This is a genomic window from Chroococcidiopsis sp., from assembly GCF_051657925.1.
Classification (GTDB): Bacteria; Cyanobacteriota; Cyanobacteriia; order Cyanobacteriales; family Chroococcidiopsidaceae; genus Chroococcidiopsis.
The window spans coordinates 1-24,602 of record NZ_JBOFLP010000365.1 but is presented as its reverse complement, the minus strand read 5'-3'; the positions used below and the strand labels follow the sequence as shown (position 1 = coordinate 24,602).

The window sequence follows — 24,602 nt, the reverse complement described above, 5'->3', positions numbered from 1 at the left end:
GGCGATTGAGTTAACCTATGGAACGGGGACTGCGGTGTCGTTAGTTGCTCCTGTTTGTCTCAGTTTGAGAATAGCTGGCATAAACCGCTCTAGAGCTACTGCCGTACTAATCGGTCTACCATCAGTAGCCGTGGCGTAGCCGTTATTCAAAGCCATAGTCCGAAAGTCTGTTTCTGAGACCGCAGAGAACATCGATGAACCAGAGGTTCCTTGCATGATGTCACAGTCGTGTATGAGAATTTCTAGCTGTGGATCTTTACCCAAAATATTACAGCCAGCTTGCAAGGCTGGTAAGTACCCTTGATAAGCTTTCAAAGCTGGATCGGTGGGCCAATCAGTAGGATAACCGATGTAGTTTGTGGGCTGACCGACAACAGTGTCTCCTGCTTTGCTAATGTCGTTTGGATTCCACTCGACGTTACCATACCAACCCGTGGCATCTCCTAAATTTGTTGTGAACCGGATAATTGCCCAATCCCGTCTCCATTCTTCCATGCCTTTAGGAAAAGCTGTCAGTCCTGTCCAGTAAGCGTCAACATTTGCTGTAGCTAATTGAGTCGTTCCATAGCGCACGGCATAGGCTTTCGCCTGTACTGGTATCTTTCCTTGTTCGTCCCGTACGCAATGGCTATTTGTCAATCCAATATTACGACCCACAACGGTAAAAGTACAAAGTTTGTATTGCCCATTTGCCATCCGAGATTCTAGCTGCCCCACTGCTTTACGCGGCGCTACTGTCAACCATTCATACGCAGGCAAAACGCGGTCATCTTGCCCGATGATATATGCTTGCGAGGATTGGAGTGTAGTTGCGATCGCTCCCATACAACTACCGATCGATAAGAGAGTTGCAGTTAACCGACGGTTTTTCGTCAAAAACTTTAAGCAATTAAGATTTTTACTCATAACGAGTACCTTCATCCATAATCCTTAATTTGTGGATGAAAGCTAATACATAAGGTAGATGACATATTTCCTACCGTTTACTAGCTATTTACCCAATCTTCACAGTAGAGTTAAAGCTTTGGTAAGGCAACAACTTTTTATGTCAATTTAATGACTAAAACTCGGGTATAACCTGTAGGATGTGAATTTAAGGTATAGCAGAGAGGGCGATCGCGGTAAATATCTGAACACAAAATATTTACTAATATGCATTGCACCCGAAATCTTTTACATTGAGGAAGGAATACATACTTCACCTCTACGACTCCACCCAAGACAGTTGGCAACAGTCGAGCGGTGAAGCACAAGACGCAACGCAGAGGGAACACCCAATATGCATCTGAGTGAAATCACCCATCCTAATCAGTTGCACGGTTTGTCGATTCGTCAATTACAACAAATTGCTCGTCAAATTCGCGAAAAACACTTGCAAACGATCGCCGCTAGTGGCGGACACCTGGGACCAGGGCTAGGCGTGGTGGAATTGACCCTAGCGCTATATCAAACATTAGACCTCGATCGCGACAAGGTGATTTGGGATGTCGGGCATCAAGCCTACCCGCACAAGCTGATTACTGGTCGATACAGTGAGTTTCACACTCTCCGGCAGAAAGATGGAGTCGCTGGCTATCTCAAGCGCTGTGAGAGCAAATTCGACCATTTTGGCGCGGGTCACGCCTCTACGAGTATTTCTGCTGCACTGGGAATGGCACTGGCACGGGATCTCAAAGGGGATAAATTTAAGGTCGCAGCAATTATTGGTGATGGCGCGCTGACAGGTGGTATGGCACTCGAAGCAATTAACCACGCCGGACACTTGCCTAAGACAAATTTACTCGTGATATTGAACGATAACGAGATGTCAATTTCACCGAATGTCGGTGCAATCTCTCGTTACTTAAATAAAATGCGTCTTTCTGCGCCAGTACAGTTTCTTGCCGATAATTTAGAAGAACAAGTTAAACACATTCCCTTTGTTGGCGAATCTCTCACCCCCGAATTGCATCGGCTTAAGGGTGGCATGAAGCGGTTAGCCGTGTCAAAAGTTGGAGCAATTATCGAAGAACTCGGATTCACCTATCTCGGACCAGTAGACGGTCATAATCTGGCAGAATTGATTGCGACCTTCGAGCAAGCACATCACATCCAAGGACCAGTACTCGTCCACGTTGCGACAGTTAAAGGGAAAGGTTACGAGATTGCCGAAAAAGACCAAGTGGGATATCACGCCCAATCTCCCTTCGACTTGACAACGGGTAAAGCCATACCCTCCAGCAAGCCCAAACCCCCCGGCTACTCTAAAGTTTTTGCTCATACTTTGGTCAAACTAGCCGAAAATAACCCCAAAATTATCGGGATTACGGCAGCGATGGCAACTGGAACGGGACTGGATAAACTGGCGAGTAAGCTACCAAAACAATATGTCGATGTTGGGATTGCCGAACAACACGCCGTCACTCTAGGCGCTGGCTTAGCTTGTGAAGGAATGCGTCCCGTGGTGGCTATCTATTCGACTTTCTTGCAACGTGCCTACGATCAGATAGTTCACGATGTCTGCATCCAAAATTTGCCCGTCTTTTTCTGTATGGACAGGGCGGGAATTGTGGGGTCTGACGGACCGACGCATCAAGGTATGTACGATATTGCCTATCTGCGTTGCTTGCCCAACATGGTTTTGATGGCTCCCAAAGACGAAGCCGAGTTGCAGCAGATGGTCGTTACTGGGGTCAATTATACTGATGGACCGATCGCCATGCGCTATCCACGCGGTAACGGTTACGGCGTTCCCCTAATGGAGGAAGGTTGGGAATCCTTGCAAATTGGTAAAGGGGAAATCCTCAGACATGGGGACGATCTCTTACTGATTGGTTTTGGTGCGATGGTTCACCCTGCGATGCAAGTAGCAGAAATTTTGCGCGAACATGGGATTGAAGCAACAGTGATTAACGCTCGTTTTGCCAAACCCCTAGATACAGAACTAATTCTACCTCTAGCGCAGCAAATCGGGCGCGTCGTGACTTTAGAAGAAGGCTGTCTGATGGGTGGGTTTGGTTCTGCGGTAGCCGAAGCTTTACTCGATGCAAATGTTGTCGTTCCTGTCAAGCGAATTGGTATACCAGATACTTTGGTAGATCACGCCGAACCAAATGAATCGAAAGCCGATTTGGGTTTGACCAGTCCGCAAATTGCTGAAACCGTGCGTCAAGCTTTCTTCAGCCAGCAATTATCTCCTGTAGGTTCGTAATTTTTGATTTTGAGGTGGGCGATCGCCCACCTTTTTTATATTGGTAATTGGTCATTGGTAATTGGTAATTGGTCATTGGTCATTGGTAATTAGTCATTCATCATTCGTCATTTGTTATGAGTGAGTAGAGTAGATAGTGAGTAGTGATATATAAGAATTTATATCGATCTTCTCCTGGCTCCTAGCTTTTGACTTTTGACTTTTGACTTTTGACTTTTGACTTTTCTCTAGCCCCTAGCTCTCTATGATCTCCAGTCCTACCCACGTCTACCCCGTAATTTGGTACGAAGGCTCGGTTTTACTCATCGACCAAACGCACTTGCCAGCCGAGTATGCCTTTGTGGAAATTCATCGCTGTGAAGATATGGCACAGGCAATCAAAACGATGATTGTCCGAGGCGCACCAGCAATCGGTATCGCTGCTGCCTACGGTATGTACTTAGGGGCGCGGGAGATTGAAACCCAAGATCGAGAGCAGTTTTTGTCGCAGCTAGAGCAAGTGGCTCAGATGTTGCGAACAACCCGTCCGACAGCAGTAAATTTGTTTTGGGCGATCGCCCGCATGTTAAAAACTGCCTACGAAACGATCGGCACGGTTGAGGAAATTCGCCAAGTTTTGTTAACTACAGCACAGACAATTCAAGCCGAAGATTTACAAACTTGTCAGGCAATTGGCGATCGCGGTCTGGAACTCTTGCCAAAAACTCCTGCTCAACTCAATCTCTTAACTCATTGCAATGCTGGAGCCTTAGCAACCGCAGGTTATGGTACGGCTTTGGGTGTCGTGCGTTCTGCTTGGTCTTGTGGTAGGCTATCGCGCCTCTATGCCGATGAAACTCGCCCCCGTCTCCAGGGGGCAAAACTAACTGCTTGGGAATGCGTCCAGGAAGGGATACCCGTTACGGTAATTACAGATAGTATGGCTGCCCACTGTATGCAGCAAGGTATGATTCACGCCGTTGTGGTGGGCGCTGACCGCATTGCCGCTAATGGCGATACAGCAAATAAAATTGGCACGTACAGCTTAGCGCTAGTAGCTAAGGCACACGACGTTCCTTTTTATGTTGCCGCACCCGTAGCAACAATTGATTTTGCGATCGCAACTGGTCGAGAAATCCCAATTGAGGAACGCGATCCGGTTGAAGTCTATCAGATTGACGAGACTATCTTGACTCCAGCGGGCGTGGAATTTTACAACCCAGCTTTTGACGTAACTCCCGCTCATTTGATTACAGCAATTATTACCGAGCATGGGGCATTTTCTCCCAGTCAGTTGCAGCAAGAGTTACAGCATAAATATGTAGCATAGAGAAGAGAGCTGAGGGAGCAATTCAAAATTCACGCATTCAAAATTCCCTACACCCCATACCCTACACCCTACACCCGCTCGACACGCACCACGCACAACGCACCACCTTCTTGATGAACACTTCAAGCTCAGATCCCTGGATCGGTCGTTTTATTGGCGATTGCCGACGCTATTATCTAGAACAGCGCATCGGTGCGGGTGGTATGGGTAACGTTTATCTAGCTATGGATACGCGGCTGGGACAGGAGGTAGCGCTGAAATTACTGAGAGACACGCTCGCTGTCTCGATTTCATTGCATAAACGTTTTGAGCGCGAAGCAATGCTTTGTGCTGCCCTCAAAAGCGACCATATTGTCGATATTAGTGACTACGGCGTGACGGAAGAGGGATACCCTTTCTACGTGATGGAATACCTCGTTGGCGAAACCCTGGGGCAACTCCTTCGACGAGAGACACGATTGTCTGTAGAACGAACGATTGAAATTGCCTGTCAAGTCTGTGCGGGACTGCAACTCGCTCACCAAGGTGTTAGGATTCGGCGTGAGGGAGTTGTCACCACGAGCGATCCGATCCAAATCGTTCACCGTGACCTCAAACCCGATAATATTTTTCTGATTCCAACCGCTTTGGGAGAGTTGGTCAAAATTCTCGATTTCGGAATTGCTAAAATCCGCGATGAAGCACTAGAGTTAACTAACCTGACCAGTACGTTCTTGGGTACGTTCCGCTACGCTGCACCGGAACAGTTACAAATAGAGAAAAATATCGACGGACGGGCAGATATTTACAGCTTGGGGATGATTCTCTACGAGATGCTGAGCGGTTCCGATCCATTTGGCTTCGGAACTGAAGCCCGCAAAACGAGTGGCGTGTCATGGGGAATTGCCCACACTTCCCAAATGCCTCAATCATTGCGATCGCAACCTAAATGTGAAAACTTGTCGGTCGAGCTAGAAGCAATTGTCATGCGCTGTTTAAACAAGCAACCAGAGCAACGCTTTGGCTCAGTGGTGGAATTGAGTGCGGCACTACAATCCGTGCTACCAAATTCTTTGGGGCATACTGCTGGTTTTATCCATTCTCAACCCACCAAGCAGGCGATCGCCCCAAATTCGGCAAACTCAGCTACAGATGAGAGAAAGCCTACACCGCCGTCAGTAACTTCCCCCTCGTCCAATCGAACTCAGACTCCTCAAACGCGCATATTCGATCTGCACCAACATCAACCCAAGCAGTATACGCCGCCAGCTCATCGTACCGATGCCATAAACTCGAATCCAACCAACTCGAATTCAACCGACTCAAGACGATCGCCACAGTTAAGTCAAACTCAATTGCAAAACCCTCCTGTTGAGCAAGATAGCCGCGAAACACAAAGAACCAGAAGAAACTTATGGTTATTGTCTAGTGCGGGCTTTGTGTTAGGAGTAGCAGGAGTGGGACTTGTGGCTGGCATTTTCTATTTGTATTTTTTGCTACCTCTATACAAGCCTCCAACTCAATTCCCTTCAACGCCACCCGCATCACCACAACCGCTGGAACCGTGGTAAGTAAGCGATCGCGCCATAGCCCCTCAAAATACGCATACAAATAAAGTATAATAATTTACGAAAAATAATCAAAAAAATTCTTAAATTTGCTGCGAACAGGTAGAAAAAAGGTACCATTTTCTATGTAAGTTAAGAAAAATTGAATAAATTATTCGAGACATTTCACGAAAATTTAAGATGTCAGTTTGTATAGAGAGTGAGTAGTGTAAGGGAAGTCATAAGTCGTAAGTCGTAAGTCGTTCGGAATTAACCGCTCTTGCGCTCCCTGCTCCCTGACGACTAATAACTGATAACTGATAATTAAAAAAGTTCCTCATGAAATTTAAATTTCCAATCTTTGTTTTAGTAGCTAGCGTGACATGTGCCAGTGTCATAGGATTTCAGGATCGAGTAGGGGCGCAGAATACCAGTCGTAGTCAAGTATCTCCACAAAATACCTCCAATCAGGCAACTACTTTTGTTTGCGTCCGTTCTGGGAACGGCTTTGCTACGGTTGCAGCTAGGGGAAATCAACGCTCTGCACCAATGATTACCTGGCAAAGACAAGTCAGTGCAGAATATACGCCTCAAGAACGCTGTCAGCTAGTTTCCCAGAAGTTGACTAAAGCAGTTGCCGCGAATGGTGGGAGACTAAGTAATTTACTACTGACAACTGGAATCATTAAAAATGAGACAGTTATCTGTTATGTCAATTCTGGCGCTAGCTGCGATACAAGCAATACGCTATTTACCCTCTCTCCAGAAAATGCTAAGAACCCTGGTGCAGCTTTAGCAAATTTGCTGCGTTTCGGTCAGCGTGCCGACTATTCGGCAATTCGTGAGAGTGCTAGCGGTGAAGGTGAGACTGCACCTACTGGTGCTATTGATATGGAAGCAGCAGTAGAGGAGGCTTTTTCAGCTGGTTACGAATCAGCAGGTACAGGCGCAAGCGAAGCATCTCCCGTGCAGCAACCCAACGCTCCGACCAATGGTAGTCGTTGGTAAGAGGTGAGAGGTGAGAGGTGAGAGGTGAGAGGTGAGAGGTAAGGGGTAAATTGATTGTTAAAGTCTTGGTAAGTACACTGTTAACTGCGAGTTTAGTGTATATTTCTATACTAAAGAACTCCGAGCAAGCCTTAGCGCGATCGCAGTCTCAGCCGATGCTGGTGAGTCAGGTTACAAGTGCAGAACCCGCCGTAGCGATCGCAGTGCCAGTAGTTGCCAGACACGTGACCGTACGAATTTTTGCCGCTGCTGCTACAGGATCGGGCGCGATCGTGCGGCACAGAGGAGAAACGTACACCATATTGACCTGCGCTCACATTGTGGGTGAGGGTGAGGACGAGCGCTTCACGATTCTAACCGCAGACGGACAAAAGCACGTAGGCAAGCGGTTGCGATCGCCTGTATTGTCTGGATCGGATTTAGCCTTGGTAGAGTTTACCAGCAAAACAGCATATCAAGTCGTGGCGATCGCCGATACCAAAGCTGTAGCTGTCGGCGATTCCATCTATGCTGCTGGATTTCCTAATTGGCAATGGACGAGTGCGGATGCAGTCGAGGACACTCGAACTTGGGGTATTAAAGCCTTACGAGTGACGGATGGTGAAGTGGCAATGTTGCCAGAAAAATCTCTACAGGAAGGATATCAACTGGGTTATACCAACGAGATCGATCCAGGGATGAGTGGTGGACCAGTTTTAAACCGCAAAGGACAACTAATTGGAATCAACGGTCGCTTGAAATACCCGCCTCAAGGTATTAGTGCATTTACATTTACTGATGGCTCTGCACCATCCGAGCAAATGTACCAGCAAATGGAAGCATTGAGCTGGGCAATCCCCGCTAAGGCTTTTTGGCAAGCACTGAAGTAGAAGTCGTAAGTCGTAAGTCGTAAGTCGTAAGTCGTAAGTTATTTTCCCCCTGCTCCTCTGCTCCTCTGCACCTGAAGCCCCTCTGCCCCCCTGCTCTCTTTTCCCTGCTCCCTACTCCCTACTCCCTGCTCCCTGATAACTGATAACTAATTTATGAAAACAAACTTTACTTATCCTCTTTTGACCGGAACGGTAACTTTAGCAGTGTTAGTAACGAGCCATAATTTAGCGCTGGCTCTATCTCCTCAAGAAATTGTCAAAATTGGCAGTCCAATGACGGTGCAGGTCAATCCTCCGATGGGAGTTAAAGATGGCGGTTCTGGAGTGATTATTCAACGGCAGGGCAATACTTACACTGTCCTGACGTGCAATCATGTTGCTTTAATGCCTGCACCGCATACGATTCGTACTCATGACGGTCAGAGTTATGCAGTTGTGAGTACGGAAAAATTGCAAAAAAGCCCGAACGAACCCGATTTGGCATTGGTGACATTTAGTAGTGCGGCTGTATACCCCGTTGCCAAGCTAGCGCCGTCTAACGTGCCTGTAGGAGCAGAAATTTTTGTCATGGGCTTCCCTGCTTTAGATCGGAAATTTGGTGCAGACCGCGATTTTGTCTTTTCGCCTGGATTCGTGACCAGTCGCCCCAGCAGTGCGCCAGAAGGCTATACACTGCGTTATAACTCAGTGACAAAAGGTGGAATGAGCGGTGGTCCTGTCTTTGATATTGATGGTCGAGTCGTTGGGATTCACGGGTTGGGAGGTAGCGATCGCGTAGACGTGAAGCAGCAGGGGAGCGACGCGACGATGGCGGTGAATATGAAAACTGGCTTTAATGGGGCAATTCCGATTAATACGTTTTTGGCAATGCGATCGCAAATCCCTCAAGCTCCAGCAGTCGCAGTGGATACTGCCCCCAGTACGGATAAACCAGCTCAAAGGTTAGAAAATCCCAAATCTGCTTCAGACTTTTTTGCTAAAGGATCGGTAGAACGCGATCGAGGCGATCGATCGAGAGCAATTGCTAACTACACCCAAGCGATCGCCCGCAACCCCAACTACGCCGACGCTTACTATCAACGGGGAAACGCCCGTTACGACCAAGGAGACAAGCAGGGGGCGCTAGCAGACTACGACCAAGCGCTGAAATTTGACCCCAACTATGCCAATGCTTATTACCAAAGAGCAGTGATTCTTTATAATCGGGGCAACAAGCAGGGAGCCCTGTCAAATTTCGATCGCTACATCACTCTCGTTCCTAACGACGCTCAAGCCTATCACAGTCGCGGTGCGATTCGCCGCAGTATGGGAGACGGTCAGGGAACGTTTGACGATTTCGATCGCGTCGTCCGGCTCGAACCGGATAATTCTAGGGCATATTACAATCGTGCCTTGGCTCGGACGATGTTGCGAGACTCTAAAGGAGCGCTGGATGATTTTAGCCATGCTTTAAATCTCGATCCTAGTTGGACGACAGTGTACAACAACAGAGCAATTCTCCGCCGCCGCTTGGGAGATCGACAAGGGGCAGTTGATGATTTTAGTAAAGTCATTAGCATAGAGCCGAAAAATGCCGAAGCTCATTACAACCGAGGCCTCGTGCGGCGCGATTTAGGCGATCGCCAAGGTGCGATCGAGGACTTACAGCTGGCTGCTAATATATTCCAACAAAAAAACGACAGTACGAATTATCAAAAAGCATTGGAGAAAATTGAGAGCATTCAAGCAATGCCCGTAATTCCCGCAGTACCCGCACCTGTAGTAACTCCAACAACAACTTCACCATCAGATAATTCCACCAATCTCAATCAACCAACTAACTCTCAACCAACCAACTCTCAACCAATTAACTCTAGCGATTCAGGTAATATTCCCGAATCTGCCGCACCAACGCAACCCGAAAATAACTCAACTTGGTAGTGGTTAAGTTGTAAGTCAGAATTAACCGACGACTTTGTACAGACGTTACATGTTTTGTAGAGACGTTACATGTAACGTCTCTACACTGACTGATAACTGACAACTGATGCGTTAGGTAGCTCAAAATGATGAGAAAATACTTAAACAACTCATCATAGAAATTTACAGATCGTCATTATGGCTCAGATTCAGTTTTCTAAAGGTGTTACCGAAAAAACAGTCCCAGATGTACGCTTGACGCGATCGCGAGATGGCAGTAATGGTACGGCAACTTTTTATTTTCAAAACCCCCAAATTTTGAGCGAGGGTAGCAATGAAGAAGTGACGGGGATGTACTTGATTGATGAAGAAGGGGAACTCGTGACCCGCGAAGTCAAGGGAAAATTTATCAACGGCAAACCAGAAGCCATTGAAGCGATCTACCTGATGAAATCGACCGAAGAGTGGGATCGGTTTATGCGGTTTATGGAAAGATACGCCAACGAACACGGCTTGGGATTCAACAAATCATAGTTTTTTAGGAATCTGTGACACATCAGCCTCACCCTGACATACCAGGATTGACAGTCGGTTGTGCTGTTATCACCGTCAGCGATACCCGTTCCCCAGAAACAGATAAAAGCGGTCGTCGAATCGAGCAATTGCTCGTAGCAGCGCGTCATACTGTGGGATTTTATGCGATTGTTAAAGACGAACCAGAGCAAATTCGATCGCAGATAGAATCGTTCAGCCAGCGTGCAGATTTAGATGTGGCAATTTTTAACGGGGGTACGGGTATCGCCCCCAGAGATACAACCTACGACGCGATCGCCTCTTTACTAGAAAAAACTTTACCAGGGTTTGGCGAATTATTTCGGTATCTGAGCTATCAAGACATTGGTTCCCGCGCCATGGCTTCGCGGGCGATCGCGGGTGTATATCAGGATAAACTAATTTTTTCGCTTCCAGGTTCTACTAACGCCGTACAACTGGCAATGGAAAAGCTAATTTTGCCAGAGTTGACTCATTTAGTCAGACAGTTACAAAAGTAGTTGGCGATTGTTGGTAGATGCGCAGATATCTAGCAAAAGATATAAGTAGAAACATAAAATTTTGTCTCTCCACCATTCAAAAGAACTGACAAGTCAATCTAAATATTTCTCATAGTAATCTTTTCTCAACTTGCATAAACTGCTAGGCATAGTGTAGCGGTTGTTGCATTTTTATCGATGGAATTAAGCTTGCAATTTGACTACAATCGAGCAAATTGTCGAGCTTGCTATGCTCTCTTTTCCACAGTCTTCTAGCTTAAAGTGCCAAAACTAGAAGCAAAAAGGTAATCCTTGAGTCCTTAAGTACACATGAATTGCTAACTAAAAAACATTTTTAGCAAAAAGTTGTGCTTGAACTCTAGACAATTTCAGCCATAGAAGTAAGAGGATTTGTGTTGAATGGCAACGTCTGAAAACGACAATAACGGTGGCAACACCACCAATAGTGAAGATACACCTTTTGCTGTTGGATCGAATATTACATTGCAACTTCCTGCTGATAGCAACCCACCAAGTGATAGTAGCGAACCCTTTGCTGTAGGTACGAATATGACAATACAATTCACAGATGATAGCGGTCAACCACAAGGCGAACAGTTAAGCTCGGACAACATTGTAGGAACAAACTCAGCTCCTTGGGGTGACACGCCAGAAGGAAGCGATTCTCTGACTGGTGATAGCGGCGCTAACCAATCGCCTACTGGCGATTCCGGTAGCTATACATGGGATTTTAGTGAGGTATCTGGCGGGGAGTCAAACCCTGGCAGTGATGCTAGTGATGGTAGTAATGGCAGTGGTGACAGCACTGGGATGAGCGATAGCACTGATATGAATAGCCTCTTTCGACAATCGCCTTGGGGTTCGTTGCAAGAAGTTGGCATCGACAGCTTTGAAGATGTATTTGGTAATGTTGGCGCTAGCGGTGGCGAAAACCCCTTCGGCGGCGGTGCTGGCGGCGGCGAAAATCCCTTCGGCGGCGGTGCTGGCGGCGGTGAAAACCCCTTCGGCGGCGGTGCTGGCGGTGGTGAAAATCCCTTCGGTGGCGGGAGCAATCCTTTCGGCGGTGGTGCTGGCGGCGGATTCATGTAGTTCTGTAGCGCGATCGCTTTTTAGCAGTTACTAGTCACTAGTGACTGCTAAAAAGCGATCTGCTTTCAGTTGGGAGCGAATAAGCTCCCTGCTCCCTGCTCCCTGCTCCCTGATAACTGTTTCAAGCCAGCCAAATGGATACCAAAGCCAAAAAAGCATTAATTGCATAGAATACGGCAACCACTTGTAATTCCGACCACCCGGACAATTCTAAATGGTGGTGGAAGGGAGCCATTTTAAACAGACGCTTGCCTTTACCATCGGTTCCTTTGGTGGCTTTGTAATAACTAACTTGTGCGATCACTGATAAAGATTCGACAAAAAAGATCCCACTGAGGATAAATAGCGCCCAGAGGGTGTTACTCATGAGAGCGACTCCTGCTAACGCGCCTCCTAGTGCTAAAGAACCCGTATCTCCCATAAAGACGCGAGCGGGATTGCGGTTATGTACTAAAAAGCCGATACAGCTACCGCTCAAACAAGCACAGAAAATTGCCAAACTGGGGAAATTAGGCGCGACGATCGCTCCCAATCCTAAAAGCGCGATCGCTACCGTTCCTCCCGCCAAACCATCCACACCGTCGGTTAAATTAGTGGCATTGCTTTCGGCAGTCAAGACAAACACTGCTAACGCCCAGAATAGCAAACCCAAGGGCAGAGCAAACCCAAAAGGTAACGCGATCGTCGTCAGATCTCCCGATCGACTCCACAGCCACAGGCAATATAGGCAACCGAAACCAACTTGCAGAGCCAATTTCAGACGTGGGGAAATACCTTTATTAGACTGGCGACGCAAAATTTGCCAATCATCCAACCAGCCAATAAACCCGTAACCGACCGTAATTCCAGCGATCGCCAATACAGGGGCAAGGTGATGAATTTCCAGCACCAGCGCCGATAAGATGATGCTAGCAATGACCGCTACAGGTACGAAAAATATGCCACCCATCGTCGGCGTACCTGCTTTTTTTAAGTGTGCTTGGGGACCGTCTTCGCGAATGACTTGTCCGGCTTTTAACTGCTGAAGGATCGGGACTATCCAAAAACCAACTGTGGCAGCGATCGCAGCGCAGAATAAGAAAGGAAAAGTTAGCGATCGCCCTTGCCAGGGTAGGCGCTGCGCTGTTAAATCGAGAGTCAGCGAGGCGGTAGCGAGTGCAAGGCTTAGGACGATAAGCAATCTCGTACCAGAGAGATGGAAAGACCAGAAAGAAGATGATTTCGCGTCCACAACAAAGTTGCCTTTTGACTAGATACGTGTTGAGGACATTATCGGAACTGAATCGAAAGTGCTGCCTTGAAAGTATTTAAATGTAATATTCTTGGAAGAGTCATTGGTCATTCGTCATTTTGAGTTGTTGATGACCAATGACAGATGACAAATGACCTCAGCTACGCATCATCAGCTTCATCAATATCTCCTAAGTCATCGTCATCATCGTAGAAATCGCCAACATCATCACTTTCAAGCAAGTCGAGAGAAGAGTCACCGTCTTCCACTTCGGTTAGCAAATCTGGTTCCTGAACGCCATCGCGGGGGATCAACCGACCGTTAGATTGCAACCAGTCAATTAGTGACGATTCTTGTTTTAAAGGAATGACGCGAGCTGGCTGTTCCCGTGGTTCTTCTCTAAGCGGAGAGTTGTGCATATTTAAGCTTTGTCTAGACAAGGAGATGCAATTATACATCTAAAGTTTATCATTTGGTAGTTGGTAGTTGGTAGTTGGTAGTTGTAAGTGACAAGCGATCCGACAAAAAAAATTATTTCATCATAGATAGCAAAAACTACATGGCTTCGTATGATGAGATTATACGGAAAGAAGTCAGAAGTCAGAATTAACTCCCGACTCCCGACTCCCGATAAAGAGGAGATAAAAATGTTAGGAAAAGAAACACTTTTGGAAAAGATTGCTGGTAAAAATCGCGGATTGTTATCAACAGAAGTAGATAAACAAGCTGTCCTCGCCGCGATCGCTCAGTTAGAAGATCGCAATCCTACACCTCGTCCGGTAGAAGCTAGCGAACTTTTGAATGGAGACTGGCGCTTGCTCTATACGACAAGTAAGGGATTGTTAAATATCGACCAATTCCCATTACTCAAACTCGGTCAGATTTATCAATGCGTTCGCGTTCAAACTCAAAGTATTTACAATATTGCCGAAGTTTACGGCTTGCCTTTTCTTGAAGGGGTAATTAGCGTTACAGCTAAATTTACTCCTGTCTCAGAACGGCGCGTTGAAGTCAAATTTGAGCGATCGATTATTGGTTTACAACGCTTGTTTAACTATCAATCTCCCGCTAGTTTTATTCAAGAAATAGAAGCGGGAAAAAAGTTCGCGGCTTTGGATACTAAGATTAACAGTAACAGACAACAAGGCTGGGTAGATATTACCTACCTCGATAGCGATTTACGCATCGGACGGGGTAATGAAGGTAGTATCTTCGTATTGACTAAAGTTTAGTTTGTTGAGAACACAGTCATTATTTCAATCTGGCAATTCACCAAAACGTTCTCGATAGCGTGCCAACATAGACTCTAACTGTGTCGCCTGTTGCTGTGCTGTTTGTGCCTGTTGCTGTGCTGCTTGCGCTTGTTGCTGCGCCAACTCTCTTTGCTGCTGTTCTGCGGCGGCGGCTTCTTGCGGAGTCGGTATTAATTGACCATCAGGAGTAAAAAACCGTAACTTTTCTTCATAAATTCCCAAGTACAACTCTAGCTGCTGACTCCACAACCAACCTTGAGGATTTGGCTGTAGTTCTTGGTATTGACCCCCAACCAATTGAAAGCCTTTAAATTCTAAACTTTTTGGGTCAAACCAAAAATACTCTGGAGTGCGAAAGGTATCTTGGTAAATTTGTTTTTTTAAACCCCTGTCAATTTTGGCAGTTGTATCAGAGAGGATTTCTACGATGACATTCGGATATTTGCCATCCTCTTGCCAAACAACCCAGCTTTTGCGTGGTTTACGTTCAGTACCTAGCACGACAAAGAAATCGGGGCCCCGAAATTGTTCTGATTTGAGTTGGCGAGGACTGTAATATATGGTGAGATTGCCGAAAGCATAGAAATCTTGACGGTCTTTCCACCACAATTCCAAGCATTCAATTAGGAGTAGCAGTTGGCGTAAATACAGTTCGCTTTCCAAAGGCGGTTCGTCACTCCATAAGTCCCCAGGAGGAAAAATAACATCTTCTGGTTCAAATTCTGAAGTTTCTAAGCCTTTTGCCAGGGGCATCGCATTTAAACCTGGGAATGTAGACCGATATATTATAGTTTAGTAGTTTATTGCAAGAAAGTAGGAGGCAGGAGGCAGAAGTAATAAACTCCCTACACCATACACCCCGCACCCTATTAATTGGTCACTGATAACTGGTCACTGATTATTAAAATTTGCCGTGTAAAGCTTCGCACCTTGGAAATTCGCACCAGTTACAACAGCACCATCAAAAACAGTGCTTGCTAATTGTGCTTGTTGAAAATTAGCACCTTTTAAATTTGCATCAATCAAACTTGTATCGCTAGCCAAAACTTTCTGCAAATTGGCTTTCTGCAAATTAGCACCCTCTAAATCTGCACCTTCCAAGTTCGCATTTGTTAGGTTAGCACCTGATAAATTTGCATTTCGTAAATCCGCACCAATTAAATGAGCGCCACTCAAATTTGCCCCAGAAAGATCGCAACTCGGGCATTCTCCAGTTGCCAGTAATTGTCTGACATGGGCTGGGTTTTCTGCCCGTACAGGAGTCGCAATCGAAAGAACAGCGATCGCAACCGTAGTAGAGAGCATTGCTAGTTTCATCTTGCTTAACCTCAATTCACGGATGCAGCTATCTAGTAGCTTGTTACTAGGATCGCTCAATCAATATGCTATTTCCATCAGGCAATAGGCGGAACTGGATAGCAATTATACTCAACCTTAGAGAGAAAATATCAAGGCTTACTGCAAAAAACATGTAATTTGTCAATAGCCTTGCACCTAATTTTTTGTCAACATTCCCAGATTGGGAACGCGCACGTTGCTCGTGATTTCCAGAGGGCGATCGCTAATCGCGCGGCTAGGTTGAGGTACGACTGCTGCTAAATATTTTTGTACTAGCTCACCCAACACAGCAACCCCGCGATCGATGTCTGCAAGGGAATTAGAAAAATTTAAGCGCAGGGCTGGATAACCTTGATGATTGGGAAAAAATACCGTTCCAGAGGCGACGAGAATCTTACGAGATAATGCTTCTCGACAAATCGCTTGTACGGATATACCTTCTGGCAAATGTACCCAAAGAAATAGCCCTCCCTGGGGAATAGTCCAACTGGCTTGGGCAGGAAAATAACGCTCTAAAGCCTGAAGCATGGCGTTACGGCTGTGAAGATGGTTTGTCCGCAAGCGGTTGAGATAGCGACGATAATGTCCGCCAGCCAAAAACTCGCTGACAATTGCTTGCGAAACTGTAGATGAGTGCAAATCTTGCAGAATTTTCTGTTCTAAAATTGGTTGATAATGCTTGCCCGTCACAACCGTGTAACCAACTCGCAAACCAGGCATTAAAGTTTTAGAAAACGTACTGATATAGGTGACAATATCGCTGCGATCTAAAGCTTTAATTGGAGCTGCAACAGGCTCGAATTCAAAATTTAGGGCTTCATAAGCATTATCTTCCAAAATGGGACATTCGTATTGTTGAGCCAGTGCTAACAATTTTTGGCGATGTTTTTGGGAAGTCGTAATCCCTGTCGGATTGTGTAAAGTACTAATTGTATAAATTAATTTAGGGCGATGACTGCAAAGATATTGTTCCAATAACTCCAAATTCATACCTTCTGCTGTCATAGGAATACCAATAACTTTAACGCCCAAATTTGCTAGTATTCCCAAAGCTCCATGATAGGTAGGCGTTTCAACAATTACCCAATCTCCAGGCTGAAGATAGTAACGCATTGCCAGCGATAAGCCTTGTTCCGAACCATTGGTCACGATAATTTCTTCAGGAGAAACTTCTAGACCTTGGTTTAATAGCATCTGAGCTATTTGTTGACGCAAAACAAGTTGTCCTTGTGGTAAATCGTAGCGAAATAAGGTATCAGTAGAATTGGCGATCGCTCGTTTAGCAATGCGCTGAAAATTATCTAACGCTTGAATCAGAGGAAATCCAGAACTGAAATTAACAATTTCTTTTTGTTGTTGAGCCTGCAAAGTCGCCATTATTTGCTCGCAAAAAGTTTCTCCCGTTTCAGAAATTGTTACTTTTTGAGTGGGAGCAAAATGCGATTGATGCTGTGGCGAGGATAAAGCACTGCTGACAAAATATCCCGCACCTGGACGAGATTGAATTAAACCGTCAGCTTCTAATACACCATAAGCCTCAACAATCGTTAATTTATTCACACCAATACTTGCTGCTAAATTCCGAATTGAAGGCAATTTTTCTCCAGGAGCGAGTTTACCAGATTGAATCAAACGACTCAAATAGCCGCGAATTTGTAGATAAAGCGGTTGGGGAGAGTGGCGATTTAAAATAATTTTCATAATAAATTGGTAATTGGTAATTGGTAATTGGTAGTTGCGTGGTGCGTGGTGCGTGGTGTGGTAATCGGTAACCAATCGCTGATAACTGATAACTGATAACTGATAATCGCACTATAAAAGATTTTTCCAAGCTGCACACGGTACAGTTCGCTGGATTTGAACTAGGACAGTTGAGAATTGCGATCGCTGTACTGGTATGTAAACTACTTTTTTTAATCGAATGGTGAAGTTTAGTCCATCACCTTCAATACATCTCTTGGCAAGAGCTTATCTTTAAACCAAACAATCCTAGCTGGCACATCATTCATTTTGACACCTGCTTTTTCTAAATTCAATCGCTCGGAAATTGCCAAAATCAAATTATCCGATTGAGCGCGACGAACTTGAGAAAATTTCTTTTGCAAATATTCCGGTCGCCAGTAACCGACAATTTCTAACAAAAACACTCGTCCGTCAGGATGTACCAAGCGAAAATCGGGAATCATGACGCTACCAGGAATTGGAATTAGATCGACTTCTCGCTCTAGTACCCATTCGGTTTTTGTGGCATTCCAACGCTCGACAAAAGCCGCTTCTAGCATACTGTCATAAGGCTTACCTGGCGGATAATGAGAGACTAAACCGCACTCAGAATTTAGCGTAAATCGTCCTGTTTTCCAGTTATTAGTGTAGAAATCGCGGGTTTGTAAAATTGCGCTCAAACTCCATTTAGTAACGTGAAGTAAAGCTGGAATAAGTTTGGCGATCGCCAGCCCATATCTCGTACTAGGATTAAACAAACTCGCCGGACCATCAACCGTAATTGTAAATCCGTGGTCGGCATCTCCTTCGATGTATGCCATCAATTGAAATAATTTGAGATAGCGAAATAACAGCTTGTATTCTCCTGGAACGTTGCGATGAGCGTTGAGAGTTAAGTGGCTGGCGCGATAAAATACCCCTTGGACTTGAGATAAATTGTAGCGATGCAGTAGTGCTTCTGGCGTTGGCAGCTCGAACCGTGTCATGATGCGATTTTCTGCTAAGTCTGCATACAAACCCGTGCGAATTTGTTCGGGGAAGACTTCTTTGTCTAATTCGCGGCTGAGTTGTAATGCTAACTGTTCCAATACTTGGTGGCTCTGCTGGGGACTGGGAGGTGATTGTGCTGCAAGGGCGAAGACTCGTTCGCGCAGCATTGGTGGTTCTAAGGGGCTGACAATTTCAAATTCACAGAAGCCACTGCGCAGGAGATATGCTAAGCCGCGTTTGAGGCGATAATCGGGACTATCTCCTTCCAGTTCTTGTAGTTGTCGGTCGAGTTGTGCTTGGATGTTACCGAGATTTTCTTGGAAAGTGGTAATAATATCAGTAGCGATTTCTAGGTTGTATTTGTCTATTTTGAGTCGCTTGGGGGTGATTTCTTCCCCGTTTTGGCGGTGCATGAGTAAGTCGGTTGGAAGCATTATCAGTTATCAGTTATCAGTGTAGAGACGTTACATGTAACGTCTGTACAAAATTATCAGTCATCAGTTGTCGTAGGGGCGGGTTTAGCAAGCATATTCATGACTATGACAAGAAATCTGCACTCAAAACCCGCCCTTACCGAATGTTGGTGCAGTAAGTTGCTAGATTAATGTCACGCAAAGACGAGCCAGTGCGTTGCGGAGGACAGTTGCGTGCGGGGGTGTCCCCCGTTGTAGCACGTCGCGTCAAACTGTCCGGTGAGATTCCCTCCGTTGTAGCAACTGGCGTGCAAAGGCGCAAAGGGACAAAGTTATTCTTCGGTTTCTGGGCAGTTATTATCGTCCCATTTTCCTGAAGATTCGGCGGCGCGTTGGCTGGTGCGATCGCCACTTCCATAGGTAATCTGTTTGGTAGGTACGATCTCTAACTGTCGTATTTTTTCCTCCCCAGCTCCCTTAGCTCCCTCAGCTTTCTCAGCTCTCTTCTTCTCCCCTCGCCTTCTTACAGAAGTTCTTTCTTCGCTGGTGTCTTCGGCTACGACTTCATACATCAGGGCAAATTTGTCTTTGTCTTTGCCTTTACGTAGAATTCGCCCCAAGCGTTGAATGTATTCCCGTGCCGAGCCTGTACCGGATAGGATAATGGCAATTCTGGCGGCTGGTACGTCTACACCTTCGTTGAGGACGTGGGAGGCGATGAGGGTTTTGTATTCCCCTTCCCGAAATTTAGTTAAAACTTCGTGGCGTTCTTTGACGGGGGTTTGGTGGGTGATGGCGGGAATGAGAAATTCTTGCGAAATGCGGTAGACTGTGGCGTTGTCAGCGGTGAAAATTAGCGTTCGTTCTGGATAGTGTTCTGCTAACAAGTCGGCGAGAATTCTGATTTTGCCATCTGTACCTAAAGCAATTTCTTTAGCTTGGCGGTGTGCTAGCATCGCTCTGCGTCCGGCGGCGGATCTGGCGCTGGCTTGGACGAATAATTGCCATCCTTTGAGGCTACCAAGAGAGATTTTAGCTTCGCGGAGGAAGTCGTTACGGGTTTGAATCAGTTGGTTGTAGCGATCGCGTTCGTGTTGTGATAGTTTAACTTTAATCTGCACGACTTCGTGTTCTGCCAGCGCTTTACCTGCTAAATCAGCAGCTGTTTTGCGATAGATTTCTTGTCCGATGAGCAGATTTAAGTCTGAATGTTTGCCATCGGTGCGTTCTGGAGTTGCAGTCAGTCCGAGACGATAAGGTGCGATCGCGTATTCGGCAATGACGCGATTAAAATCTGTGGGTAGGTGATGGCATTCATCAAAGATCAATAGCGCGTAACGGTTGCCTAATGCTTCAGCATGGATTGCCGCACTATCGTATGTCGATACTAATATGGGCGTGCGATCGCGGGAGCCACCCCCCAATAATCCCACTTCAACATCGGGAAATGCAGCTGTTAGGTGGGCGTACCACTGGTGCATCAAATCCAAAGTTGGCACGACAATCAACGTGCTGCGGGGAGTGGCTTGCATCGCTAACTGCGCTAAATAAGTTTTCCCCGCCGCTGTTGGTAACACCACTACCCCTCTACGTCCGGCTAGTTTCCAGGCTGCCAATGCCTCGCTTTGATGCGGATATGGCTCCATTTCCATGCTAGGAGATAGTTCTAGCGGTTCAAAGGCTTTAGCTTCGTCGCTAAAGTAACTTCCTTCTGCTTGTAGTGCTTCTACAACTTGGCGATATTGAATGGCAGGAATGCGAAATTTTTCTACCCTGTCATCCCACGTCGCATAGTCTACCCACGATTTACCTCTGGGTGGTGGATGCAAAATTAACGTACCGCGATCGAAGGATAAAGTAGGAGTACGACGCATGGAGGAAGTCGGCAGTCGGCAGTCGGAAGCCAGGAGTAACTAGAGACTGTTAACTAGCCATTAATTTTTGTTCACTCTACTCACTCTATAAAGAGATTGGAACGGCTGGCAATAATCAGTTATCAGTTATCAGTGAAGATTGGTAATTGGTAGTTGGTAGTTGGTAATTGGTAAAAGAGTGGTGCGTGTTGCGTGATGAAAGGGTGTAGGGTGTAGGTGTAGGGCAATTTTGAATGCGTGAATTTTGAATTTGTAGTTGCTCCCTCAGCTCCCTCAGCTCTCTTCCCCGACTCCCGACTGATAATTGCGGCAGGTACTTACGTAAATCTACGCCAGTGTGGTTCACACTTCGCAAAATATGAATCATAATATACAAACTTGAGTTAATTAGCATCTCACTTGTTTAGATAGCAGTCGTTGCAAGGTAGGGAAGTTATGCTAGGGCAAGCTTGGAGAAAATTACTTTGGCTGACGCTAGTTTCGCTCTGTATCAGCATAGCCGTGCCAATTTTTGCCCAAAACTCTCCTGTAAGAGCTTATCAACCTAATTACTGGCAGCCAGTATCGCGGGTGAATCCTGGTGGTCCTGTCAATATAATGTTAGTTAATCGCACCAAATCACCCTTGAAATATAATTTTCTCGACGAGCGCGGCGAGAAAGATTTACCAGTCGGGGACAGCGTTCAAGAAAAAATTTCTTTCCTCCCCATCGATATTGCTATTTACGATCCCGCGCCTCAAACCCCTACTAGCAAGACTAGCGGATTGAAGTATAAAACTACTGTTGATAAACAAAACAATGATGTGACAGTCCAAGTTTTATCTAGAGAAGATAGCAGAATGAGTGTAGTGAGAATTGCTAAGACTGGATCGATTTACATTTTTTAGCCAAGTATAACTATGCCGCGACATAATCCCTACAACTTGCAGATGGAAATTACCCGCTTGTTCGAGCAGGGACAATCGTTTTTTGCCACAATTAAAGTGCAAGATTGGTTAAAACAGCGTAACGAAAATCCTGCTGACTACGACATTCTTTTCCATCAAAAACCAGCTCCACCAGGCTCCAAAGCCGTCATTGCAGTTGAAATTGAACTACGGCGTAAAGACGGACAATCAGTCGATCCTTGGTTGCAAGAACAAGCAAATTTACATGCATAATATAGGGAGCAGGGAGCAGGGAGCAGGGAGCAGGGAGCAGGGAGCAGGGAGCAGGGGAGCAACAACCACCCATTACCCATTACCAACTACCAACTACCATCACCTCACTTTCCCAGCCAATTCACTCACAACCGCAGCTAATTTAGCGGGATTGACTGGCTTAGAAATGTGGCGTTGAAAACCTGCGTCTATAGCCCGATCGCGGTCTTCTGCTCTCGCATAGGCTGTAAGCGCGATCGCGGGAATTTGTCCGCCTTGTTCTGGTGGTAGTTGTCGCAAGCAATGAATCAAAGCATATCCATCCTCTTCTGGCATTCCAATATCGCTGACGAGGACGTGCGGCTGAAATTGAGCGATCGCCTCAATCGTATCTCGGGCAGTTTCACAAATCACGACTTTAGCTCCATACTGTGTCAAAACTGTATTGAGTAAGTCTCTGGCATCGGCTTCATCATCGACGACGACAATCCGTAAACCTTCTAGGGATGGAGGCGCGATCGCAGTTTCTTCTTTTTGGCTCTGAGGTTGCTCTGGCTCATCCAGATTGTAGTCTACGGCGCGAATTGGCAGAGCCACGGTAAATGTAGCCCCTTTACCCAATCCCGCACTTTCAGCTCCCACCGTACCACCATGCAGTTCTACCAAATGACGCACGATCGATAAACCCAGTCCTAAACCACCATACTCTCTGGTCGTAGTGCTGTCTGCTTGCAAGAAGCGATCGAAGACGTGGGGTAAAAACTCGGGACTAATACCTTGTCCGTTATCAGCGACTTGTACTTGTACTTGAGAATCAAACTGAAATAAACGCACTTCAATTCGTCCGTCTCTGGGAGTAAATTTAACGGCATTAGCAAGCAAATTCCAGAATACTTGCTGCAAGCGGTTGGCATCTCCCATGACTGGTTCAATGCTAGAATCTAATTTCGATTCAATCTGAATGTTTTTGGCTGTTGCTGCGGGTAAGACGGTTTCAATCGCAGCAACGATAACTGGTGCAATGTCTATCCTGCAAATCTCTAAATGCAGCTTTCCCGTAACGATTCGCGACATATCTAAAATATCTTCGATCAACTGCGCCAGAGATTTTGTGTTGCGATCAATTGTCTCTAAAGCGCGTGCTGTCGTCTCTTCATTAAACTTGCGGGTACGAAGTAACTGCGTCCACCCCAGCATTGCATTTAAAGGCGTGCGTAATTCGTGAGATAGAGTAGCCAAAAACTCGTCCTTGATTCGATTGGCTGTTTCTGCTTCTTCGCGAGCTACCTTTTCCCGTTGTAACAGTCGTTCTCGTTCTACTTCTGCTTGCTTGCGTTCCGTAATGTCCGTATGAACGCCGATCCATTCCCGCACGCTACCATCTGTTTCTAAAACTGGCACGCCACGGGCATTCATATACCTATACTCGCCGTCATAGCGCCGCACCCGATGCTCCATCTCGTACACGCTGCGATGAGTCAGAGCTTTTAACCATGCTTGCGCAGTGCGATCGCGATCTTCTGGATGAATGGCGGCAATCCATCCCCATCCTTGATACTCTTCAAACTTTTGTCCGGTAAAAGCACTCCATCCAGGTAGTTCGGTAACGACTTCCCCCTCTGCTGTAGTATCCCAAATAATGTTGGCTGTCGCTTCTACTAGAGAACGATAGCGTTCTTCACTCCAACGTAAGGCTTTTTGTGCGGCTTTGCGATCGCTCAAATCTAGAATAAAGCCGATAATTTCTGGTTGAGGCGTATTTGTATCTGCTAACAATGCGCCACCAATTAGAATTGGGACTCGCGTACCATCTTTACGGATATATTGTTTCTCAAATGGAGCTGCAATTCCGTGTTTTTTCAGTTCTTCAGCTGCCTGAAGATCTAAAGGAAGAAACTCCGCAGGAGTTAAACTATCCCAATGCAATCTTCCTGCCAGCAAATCTTCTCGCTCGTAACCTATGAGTTGGAGAAAATAGTCGTTTGCGTAATGAATTTTCCCCTGAAAGCCCCCAAAGGCAACGCCAAAAATATTTGACTCTACCAAACGTCGAAACCGCTTTTCACTTTCTGTAAGAGCTGCTGCCGATCGCTCGGCGGCTTTGCGCGACGAAGAGAGCGAGTGCGTCATGGCAAATAGAATCATACTCATCGCCACTCCGGTAAAGGCGACGAAAGGTGCGAGATTGATTTCTGAAGCCAGTTCTAATTCAGGGCGAGAGGTAAAAACTAAACTCCAAGTACGTCCGCCAAGATCGATCGTTTTGTTAGTCTGAAATTGCGGCTGATAGCGGTTATTTAGCGTATGAGATCTGGATGAGTGTAGCAAATTTGCTGAGCTGACGTTGTTACTATCGTAAATTTCAAAATTCACCAGGCGGTCTTCATCGCCAAAAATACCATTAATCAGATCGTCAGCCCGAAAAGGACTGTAAATAAAACCCATTAACTCTGTTTGCCTTTGCGTTTTTGTGGCAGGAATATTACCACCACGGTAAACCGGAACATAGATTAGAAAACCCGCTTGCTTGTGTTTGTCAATTTCTTGAACTAAAGTGACTTTACCTGAAGCAGCGGGAATACCAGTATCGCGGGCGCGTTCCATCGCAGCGCGGCGCACTGGCTCGGAGAACATATCGTAACCAACTGCAACTCGGTTGCGACGATCTTGTGGTTCTAGATAAATAATGGCATGATATT

The 24,602-nt window shown here is 46.1% G+C and carries 26 protein-coding genes; 14 read left to right on the top strand and 12 right to left on the bottom strand.

Annotated elements, in window-relative coordinates:
* Positions 1-15 precede the first annotated feature (15 nt).
* Positions 16-906, bottom strand: coding sequence for a trypsin-like serine peptidase (locus ACRC32_RS29305; protein ID WP_438557281.1), 891 nt, complete (start codon positions 904-906; stop codon positions 16-18).
* 373 nt (positions 907-1,279) lie between these two features.
* Here ACRC32_RS29305 and dxs point away from each other — a divergent pair, with 373 nt between their 5' ends.
* From dxs to ACRC32_RS29260, 9 genes are all read left to right on the top strand, one after another.
* Positions 1,280-3,190, top strand: a complete 1,911-nt coding sequence (gene dxs / locus ACRC32_RS29300) for a 1-deoxy-D-xylulose-5-phosphate synthase (protein WP_438557280.1) — start codon at positions 1,280-1,282, stop codon at positions 3,188-3,190.
* Positions 3,191-3,434: 244 nt separating this feature from the next.
* Positions 3,435-4,499: an S-methyl-5-thioribose-1-phosphate isomerase gene (gene mtnA / locus ACRC32_RS29295; RefSeq protein ID WP_438557279.1), complete on the top strand. Its 1,065-nt coding sequence runs from the start codon at positions 3,435-3,437 to the stop codon at positions 4,497-4,499.
* Between the two features lie 113 nt (positions 4,500-4,612).
* Positions 4,613-6,049 (top strand): protein kinase domain-containing protein, encoded by a 1,437-nt coding sequence (locus ACRC32_RS29290; RefSeq protein WP_438557278.1) that lies wholly within the window; start codon positions 4,613-4,615, stop codon positions 6,047-6,049.
* Between the two features lie 315 nt (positions 6,050-6,364).
* Positions 6,365-7,033 (top strand): COP23 domain-containing protein, encoded by a 669-nt coding sequence (locus ACRC32_RS29285; RefSeq protein WP_438557277.1) that lies wholly within the window; start codon positions 6,365-6,367, stop codon positions 7,031-7,033.
* A 95-nt stretch (positions 7,034-7,128) separates the two neighbouring features.
* A complete protein-coding gene (locus ACRC32_RS29280) occupies positions 7,129-7,902 on the top strand; it encodes a S1 family peptidase (protein ID WP_438557276.1) in 774 nt (257 codons plus the stop codon).
* A gap of 153 nt (positions 7,903-8,055) precedes the next feature.
* Positions 8,056-9,822, top strand: coding sequence for a tetratricopeptide repeat-containing S1 family peptidase (locus tag ACRC32_RS29275; protein ID WP_438557275.1), 1,767 nt, complete (start codon positions 8,056-8,058; stop codon positions 9,820-9,822).
* 177 nt (positions 9,823-9,999) lie between these two features.
* A complete protein-coding gene (psb28, locus tag ACRC32_RS29270; protein ID WP_192159744.1) occupies positions 10,000-10,335 on the top strand; it encodes a photosystem II reaction center protein Psb28 in 336 nt (111 codons plus the stop codon).
* Between the two features lie 14 nt (positions 10,336-10,349).
* On the top strand, positions 10,350-10,853 hold the full coding sequence (locus ACRC32_RS29265; protein WP_438557274.1) for a MogA/MoaB family molybdenum cofactor biosynthesis protein: 504 nt from the start codon (positions 10,350-10,352) through the stop codon (positions 10,851-10,853).
* Between the two features lie 399 nt (positions 10,854-11,252).
* A complete protein-coding gene (locus ACRC32_RS29260; RefSeq protein WP_438557273.1) occupies positions 11,253-11,942 on the top strand; it encodes a hypothetical protein in 690 nt (229 codons plus the stop codon).
* A 30-nt stretch (positions 11,943-11,972) separates the two neighbouring features.
* Here the strand turns inward: ACRC32_RS29260 and ACRC32_RS29255 are convergent, their stop codons facing one another.
* The 3 genes from ACRC32_RS29255 to ACRC32_RS29245 all read right to left on the bottom strand — a co-directional run bounded on the left by ACRC32_RS29255 (position 11,973) and on the right by ACRC32_RS29245 (position 13,592).
* Positions 11,973-12,101, bottom strand: coding sequence for a hypothetical protein (locus ACRC32_RS29255; RefSeq protein WP_438557272.1), 129 nt, complete (start codon positions 12,099-12,101; stop codon positions 11,973-11,975).
* Positions 12,064-13,173: a phospho-N-acetylmuramoyl-pentapeptide-transferase gene (gene mraY, locus ACRC32_RS29250; protein ID WP_438557271.1), complete on the bottom strand. Its 1,110-nt coding sequence runs from the start codon at positions 13,171-13,173 to the stop codon at positions 12,064-12,066. The genes ACRC32_RS29255 and mraY overlap by 38 nt, the downstream gene beginning before the upstream one ends.
* Positions 13,174-13,334: 161 nt before the next feature.
* Positions 13,335-13,592, bottom strand: coding sequence for a DUF3134 domain-containing protein (locus tag ACRC32_RS29245; protein ID WP_438557270.1), 258 nt, complete (start codon positions 13,590-13,592; stop codon positions 13,335-13,337).
* A 228-nt stretch (positions 13,593-13,820) separates the two neighbouring features.
* On the opposite strand from ACRC32_RS29245, the gene ACRC32_RS29240 reads away from it, so the two are divergent.
* The gene (locus tag ACRC32_RS29240; RefSeq protein WP_438557291.1) at positions 13,821-14,405 is read left to right on the top strand and encodes a PAP/fibrillin family protein; all 585 of its coding nucleotides are present in this window, start codon (positions 13,821-13,823) and stop codon (positions 14,403-14,405) included.
* Positions 14,406-14,429: 24 nt separating this feature from the next.
* Here ACRC32_RS29240 and ACRC32_RS29235 read toward each other — a convergent pair whose 3' ends face one another.
* From ACRC32_RS29235 to ACRC32_RS29215, 5 genes are all read right to left on the bottom strand, one after another.
* Positions 14,430-15,179 (bottom strand): Uma2 family endonuclease, encoded by a 750-nt coding sequence (locus tag ACRC32_RS29235; protein WP_438557269.1) that lies wholly within the window; start codon positions 15,177-15,179, stop codon positions 14,430-14,432.
* Between the two features lie 138 nt (positions 15,180-15,317).
* The gene (locus ACRC32_RS29230; protein WP_438557268.1) at positions 15,318-15,743 is read right to left on the bottom strand and encodes a pentapeptide repeat-containing protein; all 426 of its coding nucleotides are present in this window, start codon (positions 15,741-15,743) and stop codon (positions 15,318-15,320) included.
* A 177-nt stretch (positions 15,744-15,920) separates the two neighbouring features.
* Positions 15,921-17,465 (bottom strand): PLP-dependent aminotransferase family protein, encoded by a 1,545-nt coding sequence (locus tag ACRC32_RS29225; protein ID WP_438557267.1) that lies wholly within the window; start codon positions 17,463-17,465, stop codon positions 15,921-15,923.
* The gene (locus tag ACRC32_RS29220) at positions 17,462-17,602 is read right to left on the bottom strand and encodes a hypothetical protein (RefSeq protein ID WP_438557266.1); all 141 of its coding nucleotides are present in this window, start codon (positions 17,600-17,602) and stop codon (positions 17,462-17,464) included. The genes ACRC32_RS29225 and ACRC32_RS29220 overlap by 4 nt, the downstream gene beginning before the upstream one ends.
* Before the next feature lie 93 nt (positions 17,603-17,695).
* Positions 17,696-18,910 (bottom strand): DUF790 family protein, encoded by a 1,215-nt coding sequence (locus ACRC32_RS29215; RefSeq protein WP_438557265.1) that lies wholly within the window; start codon positions 18,908-18,910, stop codon positions 17,696-17,698.
* A gap of 170 nt (positions 18,911-19,080) precedes the next feature.
* Between ACRC32_RS29215 and ACRC32_RS29210 the strand changes: the two genes are divergently transcribed.
* The gene (locus ACRC32_RS29210; protein WP_438557264.1) at positions 19,081-19,266 is read left to right on the top strand and encodes a hypothetical protein; all 186 of its coding nucleotides are present in this window, start codon (positions 19,081-19,083) and stop codon (positions 19,264-19,266) included.
* Here ACRC32_RS29210 and ACRC32_RS29205 read toward each other — a convergent pair.
* On the bottom strand, positions 19,222-20,763 hold the full coding sequence (locus ACRC32_RS29205; RefSeq protein ID WP_438557263.1) for a DEAD/DEAH box helicase family protein: 1,542 nt from the start codon (positions 20,761-20,763) through the stop codon (positions 19,222-19,224). The two genes, ACRC32_RS29210 and ACRC32_RS29205, sit on opposite strands and share 45 nt — an antisense overlap.
* A 115-nt stretch (positions 20,764-20,878) precedes the next feature.
* Positions 20,879-21,157 carry a hypothetical protein gene (locus tag ACRC32_RS29200; RefSeq protein WP_438557262.1) on the bottom strand — a complete coding sequence of 93 codons (279 nt, stop codon included), beginning with the start codon at positions 21,155-21,157 and terminating at the stop codon, positions 20,879-20,881.
* A gap of 41 nt (positions 21,158-21,198) precedes the next feature.
* Here ACRC32_RS29200 and ACRC32_RS29195 point away from each other — a divergent pair, with 41 nt between their 5' ends.
* Genes ACRC32_RS29195 through ACRC32_RS29185 form a run of 3 tightly spaced genes read left to right on the top strand, consistent with a single transcriptional unit; the run spans position 21,199 to position 22,102 of the window.
* Entirely contained in the window at positions 21,199-21,651 is a 453-nt protein-coding gene (locus ACRC32_RS29195; protein WP_438557261.1) for a hypothetical protein, read from the top strand.
* Positions 21,652-21,663: 12 nt separating this feature from the next.
* A complete protein-coding gene (locus ACRC32_RS29190; protein ID WP_438557260.1) occupies positions 21,664-21,924 on the top strand; it encodes a hypothetical protein in 261 nt (86 codons plus the stop codon).
* Positions 21,917-22,102, top strand: coding sequence for a hypothetical protein (locus ACRC32_RS29185; RefSeq protein ID WP_438557259.1), 186 nt, complete (start codon positions 21,917-21,919; stop codon positions 22,100-22,102). Before ACRC32_RS29190 ends, ACRC32_RS29185 begins: the two co-directional genes overlap by 8 nt.
* Here the strand turns inward: ACRC32_RS29185 and ACRC32_RS29180 are convergent.
* A partial coding sequence (locus ACRC32_RS29180; RefSeq protein WP_438557258.1) for a CHASE domain-containing protein occupies positions 22,024-24,602 on the bottom strand: 2,579 nt, incomplete at its 5' end. The two genes, ACRC32_RS29185 and ACRC32_RS29180, sit on opposite strands and share 79 nt — an antisense overlap.